This is a genomic window from Paenibacillus oralis, from assembly GCF_003863965.1.
Lineage (GTDB): Bacteria > Bacillota > Bacilli > Paenibacillales > Paenibacillaceae > Fontibacillus > Fontibacillus oralis.
Window position 1 is genome coordinate 3,140,557 of record NZ_RRCN01000001.1, and the last position, 18,984, is coordinate 3,159,540.

Annotated in this window: 11 protein-coding genes, 1 tRNA gene and 2 pseudogenes; 10 read left to right on the top strand and 4 right to left on the bottom strand. The window is 41.5% G+C overall.

The window, feature by feature from the left end:
- Positions 1 to 220: 220 nt before the first annotated feature.
- The 7 genes and pseudogenes from EHV15_RS14265 (at position 221) to EHV15_RS14295 (ending at position 14,016) form a co-directional block, all read left to right on the top strand.
- Positions 221 to 856 carry a glycoside hydrolase family 11 protein gene (locus EHV15_RS14265; protein ID WP_036625726.1) on the top strand — a complete coding sequence of 212 codons (636 nt, stop codon included), beginning with the start codon at positions 221 to 223 and terminating at the stop codon, positions 854 to 856.
- A gap of 124 nt (positions 857 to 980) precedes the next feature.
- Positions 981 to 1,826, top strand: a complete 846-nt coding sequence (locus EHV15_RS14270; RefSeq protein ID WP_128631794.1) for a formylglycine-generating enzyme family protein — start codon at positions 981 to 983, stop codon at positions 1,824 to 1,826.
- Between the two features lie 134 nt (positions 1,827 to 1,960).
- Positions 1,961 to 2,667 (top strand): annotated as a pseudogene (locus tag EHV15_RS14275) (DNA alkylation repair protein).
- 687 nt (positions 2,668 to 3,354) lie between these two features.
- Complete coding sequence (locus EHV15_RS14280; protein ID WP_128631795.1) at positions 3,355 to 7,914, top strand: HEAT repeat domain-containing protein; 4,560 nt, start codon at positions 3,355 to 3,357, stop codon at positions 7,912 to 7,914.
- A 946-nt stretch (positions 7,915 to 8,860) separates the two neighbouring features.
- Positions 8,861 to 9,820 (top strand): phospholipase D-like domain-containing protein, encoded by a 960-nt coding sequence (locus EHV15_RS14285; RefSeq protein WP_128631796.1) that lies wholly within the window; start codon positions 8,861 to 8,863, stop codon positions 9,818 to 9,820.
- Positions 9,821 to 9,961: 141 nt separating this feature from the next.
- A pseudogene (locus tag EHV15_RS14290) lies at positions 9,962 to 11,828 on the top strand (EVE domain-containing protein); the annotation flags it as partial.
- Between the two features lie 604 nt (positions 11,829 to 12,432).
- Positions 12,433 to 14,016 (top strand): DUF2357 domain-containing protein, encoded by a 1,584-nt coding sequence (locus EHV15_RS14295; RefSeq protein ID WP_128631798.1) that lies wholly within the window; start codon positions 12,433 to 12,435, stop codon positions 14,014 to 14,016.
- Positions 14,017 to 14,116: 100 nt separating this feature from the next.
- On the opposite strand, the gene EHV15_RS14300 is transcribed toward EHV15_RS14295, so the two are convergent.
- Positions 14,117 to 15,232 carry an SDR family NAD(P)-dependent oxidoreductase gene (locus tag EHV15_RS14300; protein WP_128631799.1) on the bottom strand — a complete coding sequence of 372 codons (1,116 nt, stop codon included), beginning with the start codon at positions 15,230 to 15,232 and terminating at the stop codon, positions 14,117 to 14,119.
- 54 nt (positions 15,233 to 15,286) lie between these two features.
- Between EHV15_RS14300 and EHV15_RS36500 the strand changes: the two genes are divergently transcribed.
- Positions 15,287 to 15,355 (top strand) — tRNA-Glu (locus tag EHV15_RS36500).
- A 144-nt stretch (positions 15,356 to 15,499) separates the two neighbouring features.
- Here the strand turns inward: EHV15_RS36500 and EHV15_RS14305 are convergent.
- From EHV15_RS14305 to EHV15_RS14315, 3 genes are read right to left on the bottom strand one after another with little or no spacing between them, the layout of a single operon-like run.
- Complete coding sequence (locus EHV15_RS14305) at positions 15,500 to 16,078, bottom strand: YcdB/YcdC domain-containing protein (protein ID WP_128631800.1); 579 nt, start codon at positions 16,076 to 16,078, stop codon at positions 15,500 to 15,502.
- A 55-nt stretch (positions 16,079 to 16,133) separates the two neighbouring features.
- Positions 16,134 to 17,339, bottom strand: a complete 1,206-nt coding sequence (locus tag EHV15_RS14310; RefSeq protein WP_246061551.1) for an MFS transporter — start codon at positions 17,337 to 17,339, stop codon at positions 16,134 to 16,136.
- A gap of 52 nt (positions 17,340 to 17,391) precedes the next feature.
- On the bottom strand, positions 17,392 to 17,628 hold the full coding sequence (locus EHV15_RS14315) for a tautomerase family protein (RefSeq protein WP_178075851.1): 237 nt from the start codon (positions 17,626 to 17,628) through the stop codon (positions 17,392 to 17,394).
- Positions 17,629 to 17,844: 216 nt separating this feature from the next.
- Between EHV15_RS14315 and EHV15_RS14320 the strand changes: the two genes are divergently transcribed.
- Positions 17,845 to 18,120 (top strand): MerR family transcriptional regulator, encoded by a 276-nt coding sequence (locus EHV15_RS14320; RefSeq protein ID WP_246061552.1) that lies wholly within the window; start codon positions 17,845 to 17,847, stop codon positions 18,118 to 18,120.
- 110 nt (positions 18,121 to 18,230) lie between these two features.
- The gene (locus EHV15_RS14325; RefSeq protein ID WP_036625715.1) at positions 18,231 to 18,614 is read left to right on the top strand and encodes a DoxX family protein; all 384 of its coding nucleotides are present in this window, start codon (positions 18,231 to 18,233) and stop codon (positions 18,612 to 18,614) included.
- Positions 18,615 to 18,984: the final 370 nt, after the last annotated feature.

Here is an 18,984-nt window from a genome sequence, read left to right on the forward strand (position 1 = left end):
CGGTTTCCGTGCATTTATATAAAAAATAGGGGGGTAACTTCTTTAATTTGTGAAGTGAAATGTATGCGCTTTCCTTCTATAATTTTCTAGTAAAGGGGGTGACAGTAAGATGTTCTCGGCATATAACACAGGATAAGCGGTGTACCGCAAAAAGAAGCAACCGGCAAGAAGTAGGGTAGAGGTTAAAGTGGCGATAAAAAATATTTGAGGAGGTAAATGCATGTTTAAGTTTAACAAGAAAATTTTAACGGTATTTACGGCAGCTTTAATGAGTTTTAGCTTGTTGGCGGCAACCTCAAATGCGGCGACAGACTATTGGCAATATTGGACCGATGGCGGCGGGACAGTCAACGCGGTCAATGGGTCCGGCGGCAATTACAGTGTCACATGGCAAAATACCGGGAATTTTGTTGTCGGTAAAGGCTGGACTACCGGATCGCCATCCAGAACAGTAAACTACAATGCCGGTGTCTGGGCGCCGTCCGGCAATGCGTATTTGACGCTTTACGGGTGGACGAGAAACTCGCTCATCGAATATTACGTCGTGGATAGCTGGGGTACTTACAGACCTACCGGAACGTATAAAGGCACCGTGAACAGCGATGGGGGCACCTATGACATATATACGACGATGCGCTACAACGCACCTTCCATTGACGGTATACAAACATTCCAGCAGTTCTGGAGCGTGCGGCAGTCAAAGAGACCAACCGGGAGCAACGTCTCTATCAATTTTGGCAACCACGTAAATGCATGGAGAAATGCAGGAATGAATCTGGGAAGCAGCTGGTCTTATCAGGTATTGGCGACGGAGGGTTATCAAAGCAGCGGGAGCTCCAACGTAACGGTGTGGTAAGCGGTTAATCAGTGGTATTGTCTAAGGCCGGACGGTCTCGCGGCCGACGGCCTTAACTATTTCAGCAAAAGGTACTTATTTACATACTATAGGACGGCCTATGGCTTTAAAGGAGGAGATAGCAGTGAGAAGGCTATTGATTTTCCTTTTAATAGCAATCATGTTTGTGGTTAGCGCTTGTTCGCAAGAAAAGACTGACAAGAACAACAGCCTTGTATTCGTCAAAGGCGGAGCTTTTAAGAACACCAAGTCCAATTACTATGGAAAAGATGTAATCCTATCGGATTTTTATATCGGCAAATACGAGGTCACTCAAAAAGAGTGGGTCGAGGTCATGGGAAGCAACCCTTCACAATTCATAGGCGACAATATGCCGGTAGAAATGGTAAGCTGGTATGACGCTGTTGAGTACTGTAATAAACGGAGTATAAAAGAGGGCTTAGTACCTTACTACAATATAGATAAGAATAAAAAGGACCCGAATAATCAGAGTGATTACGATAATATAAAATGGACCGTAACGATCAATGCCGGCGCTAACGGTTACCGATTGCCGACGGAAGCGGAGTGGGAATACGCCGCGGGCGGCGGCCAAATAAGCAAGAGCTACACCTACAGCGGAAGCAATAACGCGGATGAAGCAGCCTGGAATTGGCGAAACGCCGGAGATCAATATTTATCCGGAGACTGGAACTGGCCCATCATAGAGAACAACAATAGTAAAACAAAAGCTGTCGGCGGCAAGAAACCCAACGAGCTGGGGCTTTACGATATGTCGGGCAATGTACGGGAATGGTGCTGGGACTGGTACGGGGACGATTTGGATTATAGTAGCGGCGGATCTTACCGGGTTGTAAAGGGCGGCGGTTGGGTCGGCGACATTCACAGCATCGAGTTGTCTTTTCGCGGCAAGTTCGAGGCGAATGGCTTTGGGGCTGATCAAGGTTTTCGGGTGAGCCGAGGGGAGTAGGCGGGAGCCAAGGCAACCTCCAAATTTTAGATTTGAGTCCAGGTTGCTTCACGTAGTAAGCTGGAAGAAGAACCAATGGAGGGGATTTTTCTTCGAGCCATCCTCTATCTTCGGAAGCAGGGAGTTGACGAACCATGAATCTGGACTCGATCATGCAGGAGCTTGAAGGCCTCGGCAAGGAACGCCTTAAGAAAATGTATATATCCAACGGCGCCCGCGAACCGCTTTTTGGCGTGGCTACGGGCGCTATGAAGCCGATGGCGAAGAAAATCAAAATCGATCAGCCTTTGGCCGAACAGCTCTACGCCACAGGGAACTACGACGCCATGTACTTTGCCGGCATCATTGCCGATCCGAAGGCGATGACTGAAGCGGATTTTGAGCGTTGGATGGATGGGCCTATTTCTATATGCTGTCCGATTTTGTGGTCGCCGTAACCTTGGCGGAAGCGGATATTGCCCAAAAGGTTGCCGATAAGTGGATCGCCAGCGGGGAAGAGTTAAGAATGTCGGCGGGCTGGAGTTGTTACTGTTGGCTGTTGGGGAGCCGGCCGGACGGTGAATTTTCCGAAAGTAAACTCGCCAATATGCTCGACATGGTAGAAAAGACGATTCACGGCTCACCCGAACGAACAAAATCGGCGATGAACAATTTTATTTACAACGTTGGGGTATCCTATCTGCCGCTCCATGATAAAGCGGTTGAAACCGCAAAGGCGGTCGGCCCGGTGGAAATCAAGCGGGACAAGAAGAAAAGCAGCATCCTGCTCGCTTCCGGCAGTATTCAAAAGGCGGTAGATAAGGGGCAGCTTGGTTTCAAGCGTAAATATCTCAGATGTTAAACCGGCGTTTGAATGTGTAGTGGACTTTGCATATTTTCCGATGAATTAGAAGCGATTAAGGATAAGAAGTTAAATCCAAATCTGAGGTTTGAAAAACAAACTTGTGAGAAGACGTCCGGTTCAACGAACCCGAGCGTCTTTTTGAGCTTCACTATGGCAAATTGACGATATCATTGACTTTAGTCGGGTTCACGAACAAAAAAAGTACGTTTCATTTTGAAAACGTAGGTGTAAAAAAATTTTTACTGTGGTGAATACAATAGTACAATTAATTTGGATGAGCATAACCTAGAAATTTTTACCCGGAGCTTTTTGAGTGTACGGATGTTGAAGTATATCATATTAACGAATTGTCCTATGGAAAAGAAAAATTGTAGACAGTTTATGAGCTTAACATTACTCATACAGTAATTACATAGTTAATAAGAGCGAGATAGGCAACTGTTAGCCATTCATCCCGCTCTTCTCTGCTTTTTTGCTCTTCAGCACCTTGGTAAACATTTAAAAGAACACCGTGATTTAAGTCCCTCGCGTAATCCAGATATTTTGATAATGGAGGGTTTGTTACAGCAGTATGATTTGTTTGATACGTATGGCTTTGACGATTTTCCCAATGCTTTACTTGATGATCATGAACTCGTTTAAATAATATTATATTAGCGAAATGAACTTAGGAGGGATCTAGCTATGCCATATGAAATTGGAGGAAGATCTGATAAAAGTGGCAATAGATTTGAAATTAGATGGATAATATATCAAATTCTCGAAGTATTGGATGAGAAATTGGAGTATATAACTTTAGAAGCCCTCGGTGACGATGAACGAGGGGTTGACCTATGGATTGGTAAAAAGAATGGTAGTAGAGAAGCTCAGCAATGTAAAGGGAGAAATGCGAGTAAGGAGTATTGGGACTATGGCACTGCGAATGCTAAAGGAATCTTCACCAATTGGAAATTTCAATTGGATAGGGACGAGTCGAATACAGTTGCATTAGTATCCCCGCTAGTTTTTACACAATTAGAGGACTTAATAAATAGATCAAAGAATACAAGTAACATTCCTCAAGATTTTTACTATTATCAAGTACTTAATGCTAGCAAGGAATTAATTGATTTTTTTAAAAACTTTTGTAAGGCAATGGATATAGACCCTAAGGAAGATGTTGAACTAATAAAATGTATCTCGTATCTAAAAAGAATATCTTATCGTCAGTTTCCGGATAGCGAACTAAAACAGATAGTCTTATCTAAAATAAGCTATTTTTTCTTAGGTAATGAAGAAGACATATATGAAACATTGATTGCTTGGATAGTGGACGGAGACGTTCTAGGAAAAAAAATCAACCAATCTGTATTGTATAAACTGCTTAGAGAAAAAGGAATTAGACTAAAAAATCTTACTGCTGACAGTCGAATTGTTCCTAGGTTGGAAGAATTAAATAGAGAATATAGATCTATGTTTATTCCGTTAGATGGTGAATTGATCCCTAGGAAAGAATTTTCTATATGCAGAAAAGCAATTGATTCGGGAAGTTCATTGATAATACATGGGAAGGCTGGAAGGGGAAAAAGCGGGTGTACAGAGGATATTATTAACTACTGTCAAGAAAATGCTATACCATATTTAGCGATCAAATTAGATAAACGTATTCCGAGTGGGACGGCAGGGAAATGGGGGGGAGATTTAGGGCTTCCAGCATCTATAGTTCATTGTATTCATAGTGTTTCTAAATTCGAAAAAGCAGTAATTATATTGGATCAACTAGACGCGCTACGATGGACTCAAGCGCATTCTAGAGATGCATTATTGGTTTGTGCTCAGATTATAAATCAAGTAGAGAGATTGAACTATGAAAGAGAGCATAAAATATCTGTGGTTTTTGTATGCAGAACATATGATTTGGAAAACGATAATAATATTAAGTCTCTATTTAATAATAGTGATAAAAAAATTAGCACTATTCAATGGCATAAGATACTTATTAATGAGTTGGAAGACGAGACAGTCAGAATTGTTATTGGGGATCGGTATAATAGCTTAACAGGCAAATTGAAGGATATACTGCGAGTTCCAAGTAATCTGTTTATTTGGAGACAGTTAGACACCAGTAAAGAATATAATGAATGTTCAACTGCAAATCATTTGGTTTCGGAATGGTGGAGACAACTAACAAGAAAGTGTTTTGAAATCGGTTTGAATGAGGGTGATTTGAATGAAACTAAGGGGAAAATCATTAATTATTTTGATAAATTAGGTCGATTATGTATTCCATTGAATATATTAAGTGTCAATGGATCGTGCCTAGATTTTTTGACTTCGAATGGTTTTTTGTTGGTTCAAGGTAATAAAATTTCATTTGCTCATCAATCAATATTAGATTGTTTTTTAGCTGATGAAATGCTGAAGAAATATTATGAAAGCGAAGATATATTAGAAGTTATTGGGCCTAAAGAAAGACAGTCTCCCGGAAGAAGATATCAGGTGCAAATGCTTCTACAGAATTTAATTGAGTTCGATAGCGAGGATTTTCTTAAAGCCGGTCAAAAAATGCTTGCATCCAAGCAAATCAGATATAGTGTAAAATTTGTCTTTTTTGAAGTATTAAATCAACTGGATGTTTTAGACAAGAATATACAGAACTATATAGTTGAAAATTGTGAAGATGAAACATATGGTACTCAAATAATTAATAATGTCATATATTCCAAACCACAATATATTAAATTACTTAGGGATTACGGTCTTTTAGACAAATGGTTTGATATCCCAGAGAAAAAAAATATTGTATTTAATCTGCTTGTAAGTATGTCACCTAAATATGAAATAGAAGATGTTGCGTTTATAGAAAAGCATGCCTTTCAATCACAAGAAGATGATAGTTATTTTTCACGATGCTTTTTACACAATATCAATCAAGATACTGATGAAATGTTTGAATTGCGAATGAAATTTTATCATAAGTATCCACAAATGGCCGACACATATCTTGATTTTAAGGAAATGTTTAAGCATTGTGAAATGAGAACCATAAAAGTGTTTGCATTTCTATTAGAGAATAAGCTTAAAAAAAATAGTGAGAATATCTATAGATATGAAGAGGGACTTTTGCAAGAGGATTCAGAAATATTAATTGAAAATGGTTTTGAAGTGCTTAATCTACTATTACCATATATTCCGACAGAAAAAGATGAGATGTTGTCTTATAGTGATTGGTCTGGGAGATATGTTCATAAAAGAGGTCTTGAAAGAACATGCATTCAAATTATCAAAAAAGCGAATGCAGCGTTAATCGGTATAAATCCAGAAGCTTTTTGGGAACGGTATAAAGAATATATGGGAATGGGAAATGATTTATATAACGAGATTATATTAGATGCATTGTATAAATTACCATACATGTATAGCGATCCTATTATTAAGTATTTATGCAGTGATTTTGATAGTAACATATTTGAAAAAACTAGTGGTAATGGCAATGAATTCTTACTTGCCAAACAAGTATTAGCCAAGCATTCTGAGCACTGTAGCCAAGATGTTTTTGATGTATTAGAAAAAACGGTTATTGGTTACATGTCACCATGCAGTAAAGATTTATATCAACGTAGAATTGAATTCAACAGGGAAAATAATGGGTATGGTAAAGTCTATTGGAGTTTTTGGGGAGATCTCCAAAAAGAAATCCTGGAAGTGCTTCCGTATAATCGACTAAGTAGCAAGGCAAGAGATTTATTAAGTATTTTAAGACGTAAATTTCTCAAAGAACCTACTTTATACAAGTATTCAAATGGACATGGTGGATTTGTAAGTTCCCCTATTTCGGGGAAAAAGCTAAGTAACAAAAAATGGATAGAGATATTGACTAATAATAAACTAAATAAAAAACATACTTCCCGTTGGAAAGAAGTGACGGGGGGATTTGTAGAGAGTTCGGTTGAAATGTTTTCGAGGAGTTTTAGTAGTGCTGTCTCAATGGAACCTGAAAGAATGATAAATTTGGTGCTGTCGCATAACAGCATATTAAATGTATATATTGACTCATTATTTAGCGGGGTGGCATATAGTGAAAATATGAATAAAGTACCACTAGAATTATTGGAAAAAATGATATTGAAATACTCATACGATTATACTTCATACAGGGCAAGTTATATTTGCACCCTTATTGAGAAAAGGGAAGAAAAGGAATGGTCACAAGAGATTCTTGATATTCTTAAGGACATTGCAATTAACCATAAAAATCCCGAACTTGGCAAGCCAAATGTAACCAGTAATGAAGATAAAGAAATGCGTAGCTTTAACATGTTACAAACTAATGCGATAAATTGCATAAGAGGTAAAGCCGCTCAAGCAATTGCTCACCTACTATGGAAAGATAGTGATTTGTTTGAACAATTCAAAAACACAATTGAAAAGTTGGTATTGGATGAGAATCCAGCAGTTAGATTGGCAAGCTTATCTGCGTTATGGCCCTCATATAATATTGATAGAGGGTGGGCGTCTGAAAAGATACTTGAACTTTATGAGCAGGATTATCGGCTAGCAGGATTCTATGGTACAAAAAATATGTTTTTTTTATTGTATCCGCAATACCACCAGCGTGTTTTGAATATTATTAAACAATGCTTCGATTCTGAAGATGAGGATTTAATAAAAAGTGGAGCGCATTGCTTATCGGAAATGTTTATTCTTAAAAATGAATTCGTTAATGAAATGACTAATGTAGATACTATGAGCAAACTACAAGCCGAACAGGTTCTATATATGGTTATGTTATATTTTAATAAGGATGAATATAACGCATTAGCTAAAACTGTTATACGTAGATTTAAGACGAGTAAATTAGATTTAGAGATGCCGATTTCAAGATTATTTTATGATAATCTAATTGATTTAAAGAGAGATAAGGATTTTTTGATCGAATTAATGAGTTCTGAATTAAGTCGAAGAACGTTGCATGCATTTGTACATTATCTGGAACAGGAATCCAAGTCAGTAATTGAATATAGTGACATTATACTGAAAATGAGTTGGCATTTAATTAATAATGAGTTTGAAAGATACGAGCATGTTTGGGGAGTACAAGATGAGATTTCTAAGTTGGTTATTGGACTATATGATGAAACTTCCGGAGCCACGCAAACTGAGTTGAGTAAGATTGCGCAGGAATGTCTCGAAATCTGGGATTCGATGTTTGAAAAGCAAATTGGACCGGTTAGAAGGTTGAGTAAGGAGATGATGGAGAGATAGTGTAAGGAAATTTAATAACCTTCTAATACTCAAGAATGGAAAATGATAATGTATATTTAGTGTGCCATCCAGGTACACTTTAATTTAATACTAATATGCATTTAGATTATATCTCTCATAGCAATAAGAGCAGGACAGGCTGTGTTAGCACTACATCCCACTCCACCTGTTTTTCACCCGTGGGTAAAGGGATCAATTGGTGGCTGAGAACCAGATGAGTTTGGATTAACTATAATTGAAACAGGTGAGGATATGGGGAGCATCAAGCACTTACAGAAAAAATTAAAGCAGATAATTACAAAGTATTTGTTCTTTGAGCAATGTGAATAATACACTCGACTTTGTTAGCAAAGAAGTGGGATGGTAATTTGGAAATGTCCTTTCTTTATTGAGAGAGTATTTTGTCTTTGTATGATAGAAGTTGGCGCATAATGCGTAAGAATGGCCGGGAGTGGGGAAGGCTCATAGTAATAATGTCGATTAATTATAGGCGATTTTTTCCTCTCAGATCGATTTTTTTGAGGGGGCTGAGCAAAGAATAATAAAATTGGCTTAGAATCGATCTGACAAACATGTTTTTACGAGTTCGGTCTAAAAATGTCCCCCAAACAAATTAATCGACACTTTCATAATCTGTTATATTGGGCGACACACACCTACTCGGCTATTAGGAGTAAAAATTCGAACAACATGATAGTGCAAATTCCAGTATATGGTACAATAGATGTGGGCCGATATACTCATGAACTTTGTTTTAGATACAAAGCATATTAGACCAACTCATTGAAAATATAAGAGATGAAGGGTTTGAAATATATCTCTTTGACTGAAGTAGGGGGATACCCTTAATAATTGGTTGGTTAAGCCATAATATACACGTATAAGATACCTTTGCCTTCTAATTCATGACAAAGGGGTATGAAGTAGAGAGCCTGCAGGAGAAGAAATGATTTTATACCGTATACCGCATGATGAGGAGTTCTATAAGCAATTTGGGCATGACGTGAAAAAGGCCAAGCAGGTCATTATCGTATCCCCATACCTGAGTATGGAGACCATTCGTTATTGGCGTAACTTGTGCTCTGCACGGAATGCAGCCTCCTTTACTGTTATCTTTGATATCAGGGACGAACAAGAAGGACCGAGAAACGGAATAACTGGTCAGCCGCAGAAAGAGGTTGAAGAGAGAATTGAATGGAGACAGTATGATAGACTCCATGCTAAGCTCTATTATTTCGAGTTTAATGAAGGGTACGCTTTCTATCACGGGTCCGCGAATTTTACAGACCGGGGTCTCGGGGAGTCGTCTGATAGGATAAATTATAACGTAGAGGTTATGAGCAGGATTACTGTTGACGATAACGTTGAATCAGTTCGTGAAACGATACGTCACTTTTTGGATTACTCTAAGCCCTGCAAACCAATTTATAAGAAAGGTCAATGGATAAAAGGCAAGGTAACTGAAGAATCCAAGATCATGGAGTTCAAGCAAATTCTGAAACGTATTTACCGAGAAGAAGTCTATTTTCCTGAGAAGGCGGAAAGCCTAAACGACTTTGAGAAAATGCCTCTCTCCTTCTTTAAAGGGCTATTTGTTTCGAAAAATCACCGGTATTTAAAAATGCACACAACAATCAATGACAAAAGTGCGATATTCACGATTTTCCGCCAAGAATTAAAGTGGTTTCTAGGGAACTTTGAAAAACGAAAATGTTTGTCAAGTAACCGGCAACTGCTCCTGGTAATTAAGTACGATGGGTTGTGGAACGGTAGATTATCGGCATTTCACATAAGGCCTCTACAATTATTCGAACTTCTTGCGGATTCAAAGCGAATTCAGAAATTAAGGTTTTCAAAAGAGTCTGTAAATTTTACGATTATTGAACACAGTACAACGTTACTCTGAGCAAATCAAATTGGATGCGAAACAAGTTATTACTTTGCCCGCAGAGCGGGAAATGGGTGTTGTATCGTCAGGAGGGGCTCTAATATGACAGACGGTAGTCTACAGGAAGTGGTTCATAACGCCAAACAAGCATGGGTCTTTCAGTGGAATCCGGAGGACTATGACGTCTTCGCGGATTTCCACTCGGGGAAACAGACGGAATCTTGGAGAGTCAATGCACATTGGGGGCAGATGCAACCGGGAGATGCGGTACTGTTATGGAAGTCGAGTGGAGGAGAAGGGAACTCCAAAGGAGAGGCTGGCATTTATGCGGTCGGCGTCTTAAAACAAGAGCCGTATCAAGCTCCTCCTGAGGATGTCTGTAAATACCGCGTTAACGTAGAATACATAAGTTTGTTATCCGCCCCCATTTTAAAGTCGGGCATGACACAAGATCCGCTAAAGCAACTTGCCGCTCGAATCGTTCGGGGATCTAATTTTAAAGTGGAAGACGATGAATGGAAAACTTTAATTACAATGCTGCTCTCCCAAACTTCACCCGCTTACTGGTTGTTTAATGTATCCGCGGACAAATATCCAGAAGTATGGAGAAACAGCCTTGAGTACGGTGTTGCTGCTGCCCAGTATGAGGTCGGGAAGCAGGATAGAGCGTCGGTGAAACGAAATTGTACGTTAATGCAATCGATTCGTTACAATGACTATATTGTTGCTTATTCAGGGAATAAATCGATTGTTGCGGTTGGACAGGTTAGCAGAACCTTTTTTGAAGAAACGGCCCCCGAATTTCTGATGAATATCGATGGAGAACCCTGGGGCCAGCGAATCGGCGTGAATTGGTTTTTGGTAAAAGAGCCGGGGAAGATCATTCAGTCAAACTTTAAGAAGTTTGTAGGGGTCCCGCAAGACAGTGTCATGGGTTCATATGTTTGCTTCCAAATGGACGCCGAAGGGTTCTATAATGTTTGGAATTTTCTGAATGAGGAGATTCCAGAAAACGCTAAAGGAGGGAAGGCGAAGCGAATGTTTCAGCCATTTATCGAAAACATGCGATCAAAAGGTTTTGCGTTTGGTGATGAGTTGATCAATACCTATATTACTTCGCTTCGGTCTAAGCCTTTTGTGCTGCTCTCGGGTATTTCCGGAACAGGTAAGACAAAGCTTGCTCAGCTGTTTGCGCAATATATGAGTCCTCCTGAGTTCGTAGAAATAGAAACATCGCCAAATGATAATCAGAGTTATGATAATCGGGTTCAGGAATCATATCATAAATTCAATCGAATCACGATTAAGAAGCAATATGAAGACTTGTTGGATTTACCTTTGCCAGGGCAATCCGTCGAAGTTAATGTATTTGTCGATGAAGTTCAAGAGGTTTGCAAGGTTTACCGGAATCGAAACAGCGGACATGGGGCAGTACAATTATTTTTGCGGGGCGCGGTAGCGAAAACGTTAAAGGAGCGTTACCCGATAGGGGAGTGGATCCGCATCAGTTTTGAAGCTGATGAGCATGGAGACATTATCCGCTTGGGTAAGCCGGCAGCACATGGGCAGCATTGTTTAGAAAAAAAGAGGCATGCCTTTCTTTCTGTCCGACCGGACTGGGTCGACAACAAGAGCTTGCTCGGATATTACAACCCCATCACCGAAGAGTACCAGGCAACCGAACTGCTCTTCCTATTGCTAAAGGCGAGGAAAGATCGAGAGAAGCCATACTTCGTTATTTTTGACGAGATGAATCTCGCCAAAGTTGAATACTATTTTTCGGATTTTCTTAGTTGCCTCGAGAGCAGGCGGGTATCGGGCAAAACCATACGAAGCGAGCATCTCCGTTTACATGATCAGCCGCCGATTCCGATCGAAGATGAAAACGGAGTGGAATACGAAATTCCTCCAACATTGGAGATTCCGGAGAATGTGTATTTTACCGGGACAGTAAATATCGACGAAACTACATACATGTTCAGTCCAAAGGTACTCGATCGAGCCAATGTGATTGAAATTAACGAAATCGACTTAGAGGGATATCGAGCAACTTTTGACGTTATAGATCAGAACGAGAGGTACGCTGATTCGGAAGTAATCAACACATTTACGGATAAGGGCCGCTATCATGAGCGTTTGATCAAAAAATCCTGGGAGTGGACTCCAGACCTTGAGAAAGCTTTTCAATCTATCACAAAACTCCACCGTATTTTGCAGTCTCATCGGCTTCCGTTCGGATACCGCGTCGTCGATGAAATATTATTTTTTTTGGCGAATGCGGCAGAGCTTGGGTGCATGGAAATGATGGACGCTTTGGATCTGCAGATTATGCAACGAATTTTGCCGAAACTACATGGAAACCGGGCTAGATTGCAACAACCTCTTATGGATTTACTTGTTTATTTTTGTGGAATTGATAATGGTAGAACAGGTCAGAAAACTGCCTTATCGGATGCAGACCGCGGGTTTCTCCATGCGTTTTCGGAAGGAAAGGACACGAAGGCACATGAAGCGAACTCGCAATTTAAGACAGACGGGATTAGCTTTCACCGCTCCGCAAAAAAACTGTATGCCATGATCGTACGATTGGAGCAATATGGCTTCGTTAGTTTCATTGAATAGGGTCCGCCATGGAAGTGATGAAGTATAATGATATTGTTGATGGAACAGTCGTAGAAACATGTACCGGCTATATCATTGTGTTTGATGATACCGAGAAGGCAAGAAAGGCAAGGGAGCAGCATCCATCTTTATTCACGTGCAGGGATGGGGAATGGATTGGCATTTTCAATGCGGGTAATTCGGTTGGTACCGTGGTGTTCATGGGTAAACAATTAACCGTAAGATGTAAATCTAAACTGACCGAGAGCGAATTCGACTGTATGGTTACGGATATTGTGGAGAAAATGGCGCTCTTGCCTTTCGACTTTAATACTAACTCCGTTGTTACTGTAGAAAGTACTGATATCCAGTCGAGTGAAATCTTATATCATGCCTTTCTTGTGGTACGTTATTGGCTAAAACAACCTGAACTGCGGCTGATGGGCGCGATCGAAGCCATCAAGCGCGACCCGTTGCGTAAGGAGTCGCTTGCGGTGCGAACCCAGGATGTTTGGCAACTCAGTAAGGTTTCCACAACCATCCTGACTAGTCTCATAACAAATATCGGTACAGCGGTTCGTCTGCCGGAGTATCATAAGCTTCAACAAACGGGTCTTGGTCGTCATCTTTTGGACGCAAAGAATGATATGATGTTTCCTGTGAAGGTTCAAGACACTGTTATTCTCAGAACGCTTGACACTACAGAAAATCGTTTTGTCCGTTATGTCCTGGAAATGTGTCAGGAGGTTTTGTATCGTTTCATTAAGGCATTGAATAGTAAAGGGAATGTTCTAAATAAACAGCAATTGATCGGTGAAGCTAATGAAATGATTCAACAGCTAGAGCAACAGCTTCACAGCGAGTTCATTCAGGAAATTGGGGTCATGAGCGCACTTCCGTTCCAATCCATTGCGCTTCAACGCCGTTCCGGTTATAAGGAAGTATTGGATTTGTATCGGGCTCTTATCGGCGCGTTCTATCAACCGCTGGATAATCGCAGCTTGCATCAGGCGATCGAACAAAAGGATATCGCAAAGTTGTATGAAGTATGGACGTATTTCAAAACTCTTCAGGCGATAGAAGATGAGTTTGCATTAAAGCCTAAACAGGCCTGGGTTACTCAAACGGATCCGTTCCGGCATACCCTTGGAAATGGAATTTCTACAGTGTATGAGTTGGATGGCAAACCGTTAATTGTTGCCTATAATCGTTCTTTTTCCGGAAATAAACAAATTCAGTCTTATTCGTTACCGTACAGGCCGGATATCGTTATTGAGTTTTGTGGGGATCTGTATGTCTTCGATGCAAAATTCAAGCTTCGATTTTTATCTTCTGTGATGGAAGACGCCGAGCAATATGAGATTGAAGATTTGGGTGTAAAAGACGCTTTTACATTTAAAAAAGAAGACATTCATAAAATGCATGCTTATAAGGATGGAATCCAGTCAGTACGGCTTGCTTGTATTCTATATCCAGGGACTAACTCTGATGAATTATGCTTTTATGAGCAGGGAGATGCTCGAACGGGAGTCGGTGCTATTCCTCTTCGACCAAATAGTAGTTTGGTCGATTTTAAAGACTTCCTCCGGCGCATTTTGCGAATTAAGTCCTGAATATATTAAGTGCGTATCTGCTATGACAGTAAAAAATATTCCGCAGCTCTTGTTCAAACGAAGAAAAGCTCTCTTTCCCGACGAAAGAGAGCTTTCTTTTTCACCAATCCACCTGCTTGTAATCCTTTAAAAATACCCCGGTCCAAGGGCGCTCGGCATCTTTGCCCTCATAAACCGGATCGCAGATTCTGGCTGCGGCATCCTCAAAGTCCAGAGGCAGTTCGATCGCCTTGCGGGCCTTTGCCTGTTCCGGGAACTGGTTCGATACCCATCCGGGATCTACGCTCGTAATGAAGATGCGCTCCTTTTTATATTCCTTGGACATGGTTAGAGTCATCATATTCAGCGAGGCTTTTGCCATGTTGGTGTGAACGTGGTAGCCTCCTTTTCTTTTCATTTGAAAACGGCCTTCCGCCGCGGATACATTTACGATAAATCGGTTTGGATTCGGACTTCGCGTCATGGCATCTTTCAATTTGGTATTGATTAAAAAGGGCGCGGTCACGTTGATCAATTGAACTTCAAGCATCTCAACCACGGAAATTTGTTGGGACTCCGCCGTCCATGAATTTTGCAGCTGTGAAGAGGAAGCCGGCAAGCTTCGTTCCGGATTCAGCAACTGCAGATATGGAGAATCCGCCGTTTCGCTGTTTATCGGATTGGCGATGCGGGGAAGGGCGGCTCCACCGGCAAGTTGCGGAGACCCTTGTCCGCCAAAAAGCTGCTTTTGGAGTTCCGCTTCTTTTAGCATCAACCCATCGTGTTCCTCGGGGGACATTCTCACCGTCTGCGCAGCATTATTGATAATAATGTCGATGTAAGGGAATTCCTTGTTGATGTAGTGAGCGAACATTTCGACTCTTTCGATTTGGCGAAAATCCAACCCGTAAATATGAATACGATCCTTCCAAGTGTCAAAGTCGGGCTCCTTGATATAACGCTGCAGCGCATCATATGGAAACCGAGTCGTTAAAATAACCCGTGCACCATCGCGGAGCAGACGCAGCGCCGTATGATAGCCGATTTTTGTCCGGCCGCCCGTCACCAGAGCGATGTAGTTGTCCAGATGATGCCTGGCTGTCCGTTTCATTTCATTGTATTCGCCGCAGGCCCGGCATAGCTTGGTATAGTGGTCGTGTACGACCGGATTCGGTTCTTTGCATATATAGCATCTAAATTTTCGGCCGTTTTCGGTTGCTGTTCCCGGGTTCTTCATCTTACCACCTTGAGAAATGATTTACATCCATCATAACATATGATAAAATTTTCTCACACAGTAGCTTAATTAAGGCGCCTGCCTCTCAAGCAGGAGATGAAGGTCTCAATCCTTCCTGTGTAGGGTGATAGTTTAACGAGAACACCTTCCCGCTAAGAAGGAGATGGAGGTTCACTCCTCCTCACCCGTCAACTAGTTGAATTGGAGAAGCCCTTCATTCGTTTTTTGCGAGTGAAGGGCTTTTTAGTGTCATGATCTGTCTCTAACTCAACTATCATGCAGCCATTTCTCGGTAACTCTACCGTTGACCCATTTGATTTCTTGTTCAAAGGTAATGACTTTTCCGTTTTTCCCGACAATGACCCAAGCGTAGCTATCGCTTTCTTTCAAGTAGCATTTATATTTCATTCCTGAAATTATTGTATTTTCTTGGTTCGCTCCGTTTTTTACTAGGATGCTTTCATCATGTTTGTCGATCCATAAGTTATCCAATTTTGCAAATAGGCCCGGCTCAAGCTTGTCTAAAAATTCTTTCGCGCTTGCTTTAGCAGCTTCCTTCGTCGGAAGTTCTCCTTCCGCCAAAGTTTTATCCATCCAAGTAAATCCCAGGAGTTTATTGCTGCTTTTTTTTATAACAAACGAAAAATATTCGCCTCCCGGACCATGGTTTTCGCCGGATGCTTTTTCATAGCGGAACCACCAGACGTCTTCAGCGTTTTGCTTTTGGCTTTGTACCGTTTTCAGGACATATCCATCCGGAATCGTTAGTAGCTGCAGGACCTTTTTCAATGATTCGCTGTAGTCCTCTTCTTTTACGGAAATGTTTGTTTGAAAGACATGATTCATGTTGGTCACCTCATGCGAAATTCTTGGTTTGCTCTTTTCCTTGCTTGGCCTTGTATCACTTTGAATTACCATTTGCTTTAACCGGAAACGAAGCCAGCAATCCGATGCCTATGATGAATGCCAATACCTCAAAAGTCAGGGTATAACTTCCGAATTTCATCAGGTTCAATGCGGCGATCGGCCCAAGAGTAGCGCCAATAAACAGTATAAAAGTGTATAGAGTAACACCGATCGCTCTTGCCTCACCTGCTATACTTCCGATTAACGTGATTAAGGTAGGTACGGAAATCGCTATACCCGTAACAAAAACGATGCTCATACCAATCAGAATCGGGAGATTGGAGCTGATTCCAATGATGACGAGACCCGCTGTCGCTAAGAGCAGCCCGCCTTGTAAAACACGTTTGGCGCCAAATTTACCGGCTAACCGCCCGGCAAACGGAGATGCTAACATCCCGACAATTCCGACGGCCCGCACCAATAGAATTTGGTTGCTGCTTAAGGCAAAGGGAGTTTGGCTTAAATAATTTCCCAGCGTGCTGTACATTCCGACAAAAGAAAAAAGAAGCGTGATCGTTACGAGGTAGCAAAACAACAGCGATGTATTCGAAAATACAGCCCGGATCTGTCGGAATGTACTCCCCATGCTTACTTGATTCTTTTTGACTTCTCCTCTTGGAACCAAGCCACCGAACAAAATAGCCGACAGCAAATAGATTCCCCCCAGAATATAAAAAACATAGGACCAGCCAAGATTTATGCTGATCATACTGCTGAAAACCTGGCCGATAATGCCTGCCATCAAGAAGCCTGTACTGACAAAACCAATGGTTGTCACTCTTTTTTCAATCGGATACAGTTCCACGATATAAGCAAGGACAACGGGACCAAACGATGCGGCGGCAAAGCCTTGAACGGCTCGGAGCAGGATCAGCCCCGGCAGGCTGTGGACAAGTCCAAGCAAAGGAGATAACAGGCATAAAGCGACCAAACCGTAAAGCATCGTTTGTCTTCTTCCGTACTTTTCCGATAATGTCCCAAAGAAAAGAAAACCAACGGCGTAGGTGAACGAGAAAGAGCTGCTTACCCAGGATGATTGCGACGGCGCTACATGAAACGCATCCGCAAAGATAGAGACCAAAGGAATCGTGATGTAAAGGCTCGATACAACCGCCAAACCGCACCAAGTCAGTATGGCAGTTACTAAAGAGTAGTTGTGTTGATCTGGTTTTGCATTCATTCTTTCAACAAGCTGTGCCAATTAAAGCCCCTCCTTAAATTGCAAAGACCACCCGCCGGAATAATCCTCCAGGCTATTCGCTTCGTTGCTGTGAAATGTCCGTGATGCGGCTTTTTTCCAAAAAGTCGGGGTCAGCGGCAATTGCTCCGGCTTGCCCCCAATTGGTCAACGGCGTTTCCCGCAGGATCACCAAAACCTTATCGGGAGGCAGGTTAAAAAGATTTACAGTAGCATCGGTTAGTGCCTTAATCCATTCCTTTTTTTGTTGCTCATTAAAACCTTCCCAGCAGTCTACATTGATAATCGGCATAAATAACATCTCCTTAGTAATTGATTTGCGAAAAATGTATGATCACAACATTCATTGTAACTAGATTACAATCAATGTCAATATAAAACTAAAATTTGTAGCAGATCGTCATTTGAGGTAAAATATCTTCAAAGCAATATTTTCATTATTTTCATTGAAGGTGATGACATGAACTCGAACGAAGAGCTTAAAAATATCCTTTTGGATTTCGATTTATTGGGCAAATTGGTTGTGGGGATAGGTGAAGTATCCGAAATTTCAGGCGTTCCCACCAGACAAATAAGGTACTGGGAAGAAAAAGGGATCATCCATTCATCGAAAGAAACCGAGGGGACCACGCGAAAATACGATTATTTGAACGTGAAAAAAGTTCTTTTAATCAAGGAGCTCTTGGATGATGGCTATACTTTGGATGCGGCGGCGAAAAAAGTGGAAGATCGAATGAAAAACATCAGCGAAGCGTTTGCGAAGTTAGCGCAGCGTTCGGAATAAGCTGGAGAATGCAGAAGAGTAGCGGCTCAAAAAGATGGCAATCCATAAGAAACGAAGGATCGTCGTTCATGCTATGATACGTGTAAATTCATGATCGAGGTGGACGAACGATGACCGAAAAAATATCCAAAGGCCGTCTCTGGACGGGGCGAATTATGAGCGGTATTGTCATTTTGTTTATGTTGTTCGACGGCATATCCAAGCTTTTTAAGCCGGCCGTCGTTGTGGAGGGCACGCTGACGCTCGGGTTTGCCGAGCATCATATCGTGACCATTGGCATCCTCGCGCTTCTCTCTACCGTGCTGTACGCCATTCCGAGGACGGCCGTCCTGGGCGCGGTACTGCTGACCGCTTTTTACGGCGGCGTGGTCGCCACGCAAATTCGCGTGGACGCTCCCTTGTTTTCGCATACGCTGTTTGCGGTTTATATGGCGATTCTTGCCTGGGGAGGACTGTGGCTGCGAAACGATAAGGTTCGCCGCTTGTTTTGGTAGTTGATTAGGCGCGAGCGGAACGGAAGAGTGGGAATAAAAGGACGTCGGTAGCCCCGGCGTTCTTTTTTTAGATATCAAGAAGTTTAAAACTCGGAGCCACGGCATCCTGATAAGGAAAACTACCGCTAAACACGGTCTGTCTACATTGAAAGTCATCGATAGGACTAGGGGTTACTGAATTGAGAGAGGCAAGGTTTCGTGGAGATTCTTTCATGGGCGCTACCCTTATAGTCACTGAAGTGAGGACAATAATAATCCAAATATTTTTGGGAGGATTTACCTACTTTTATGTCGAATGAATCGAAATAACTAAGAAAATGTACTTTAAAGTAATAAAAGGAGGGACAGTGAACGAATTATTCATTGTAGT

Bases quoted from the DNA above. Each gene is read 5' to 3' on its own strand.
- EHV15_RS14265 (WP_036625726.1), top strand. From the start codon at position 221: ATGTTTAAGTTTAACAAGAAAATTTTAACGGTATTTACGGCAGCTTTA.
- EHV15_RS14280 (WP_128631795.1), top strand. From the start codon at position 3,355: ATGCCATATGAAATTGGAGGAAGATCTGATAAAAGTGGCAATAGATTT.
- EHV15_RS14285 (WP_128631796.1), top strand. From the start codon at position 8,861: ATGATTTTATACCGTATACCGCATGATGAGGAGTTCTATAAGCAATTT.
- EHV15_RS14295 (WP_128631798.1), top strand. From the start codon at position 12,433: ATGGAAGTGATGAAGTATAATGATATTGTTGATGGAACAGTCGTAGAA.
- EHV15_RS14300 (WP_128631799.1), bottom strand. From the start codon at position 15,232: ATGAAGAACCCGGGAACAGCAACCGAAAACGGCCGAAAATTTAGATGC.
- EHV15_RS14305 (WP_128631800.1), bottom strand. From the start codon at position 16,078: ATGAATCATGTCTTTCAAACAAACATTTCCGTAAAAGAAGAGGACTAC.
- EHV15_RS14315 (WP_178075851.1), bottom strand. From the start codon at position 17,628: ATGCCGATTATCAATGTAGACTGCTGGGAAGGTTTTAATGAGCAACAA.
- EHV15_RS14325 (WP_036625715.1), top strand. From the start codon at position 18,231: ATGACCGAAAAAATATCCAAAGGCCGTCTCTGGACGGGGCGAATTATG.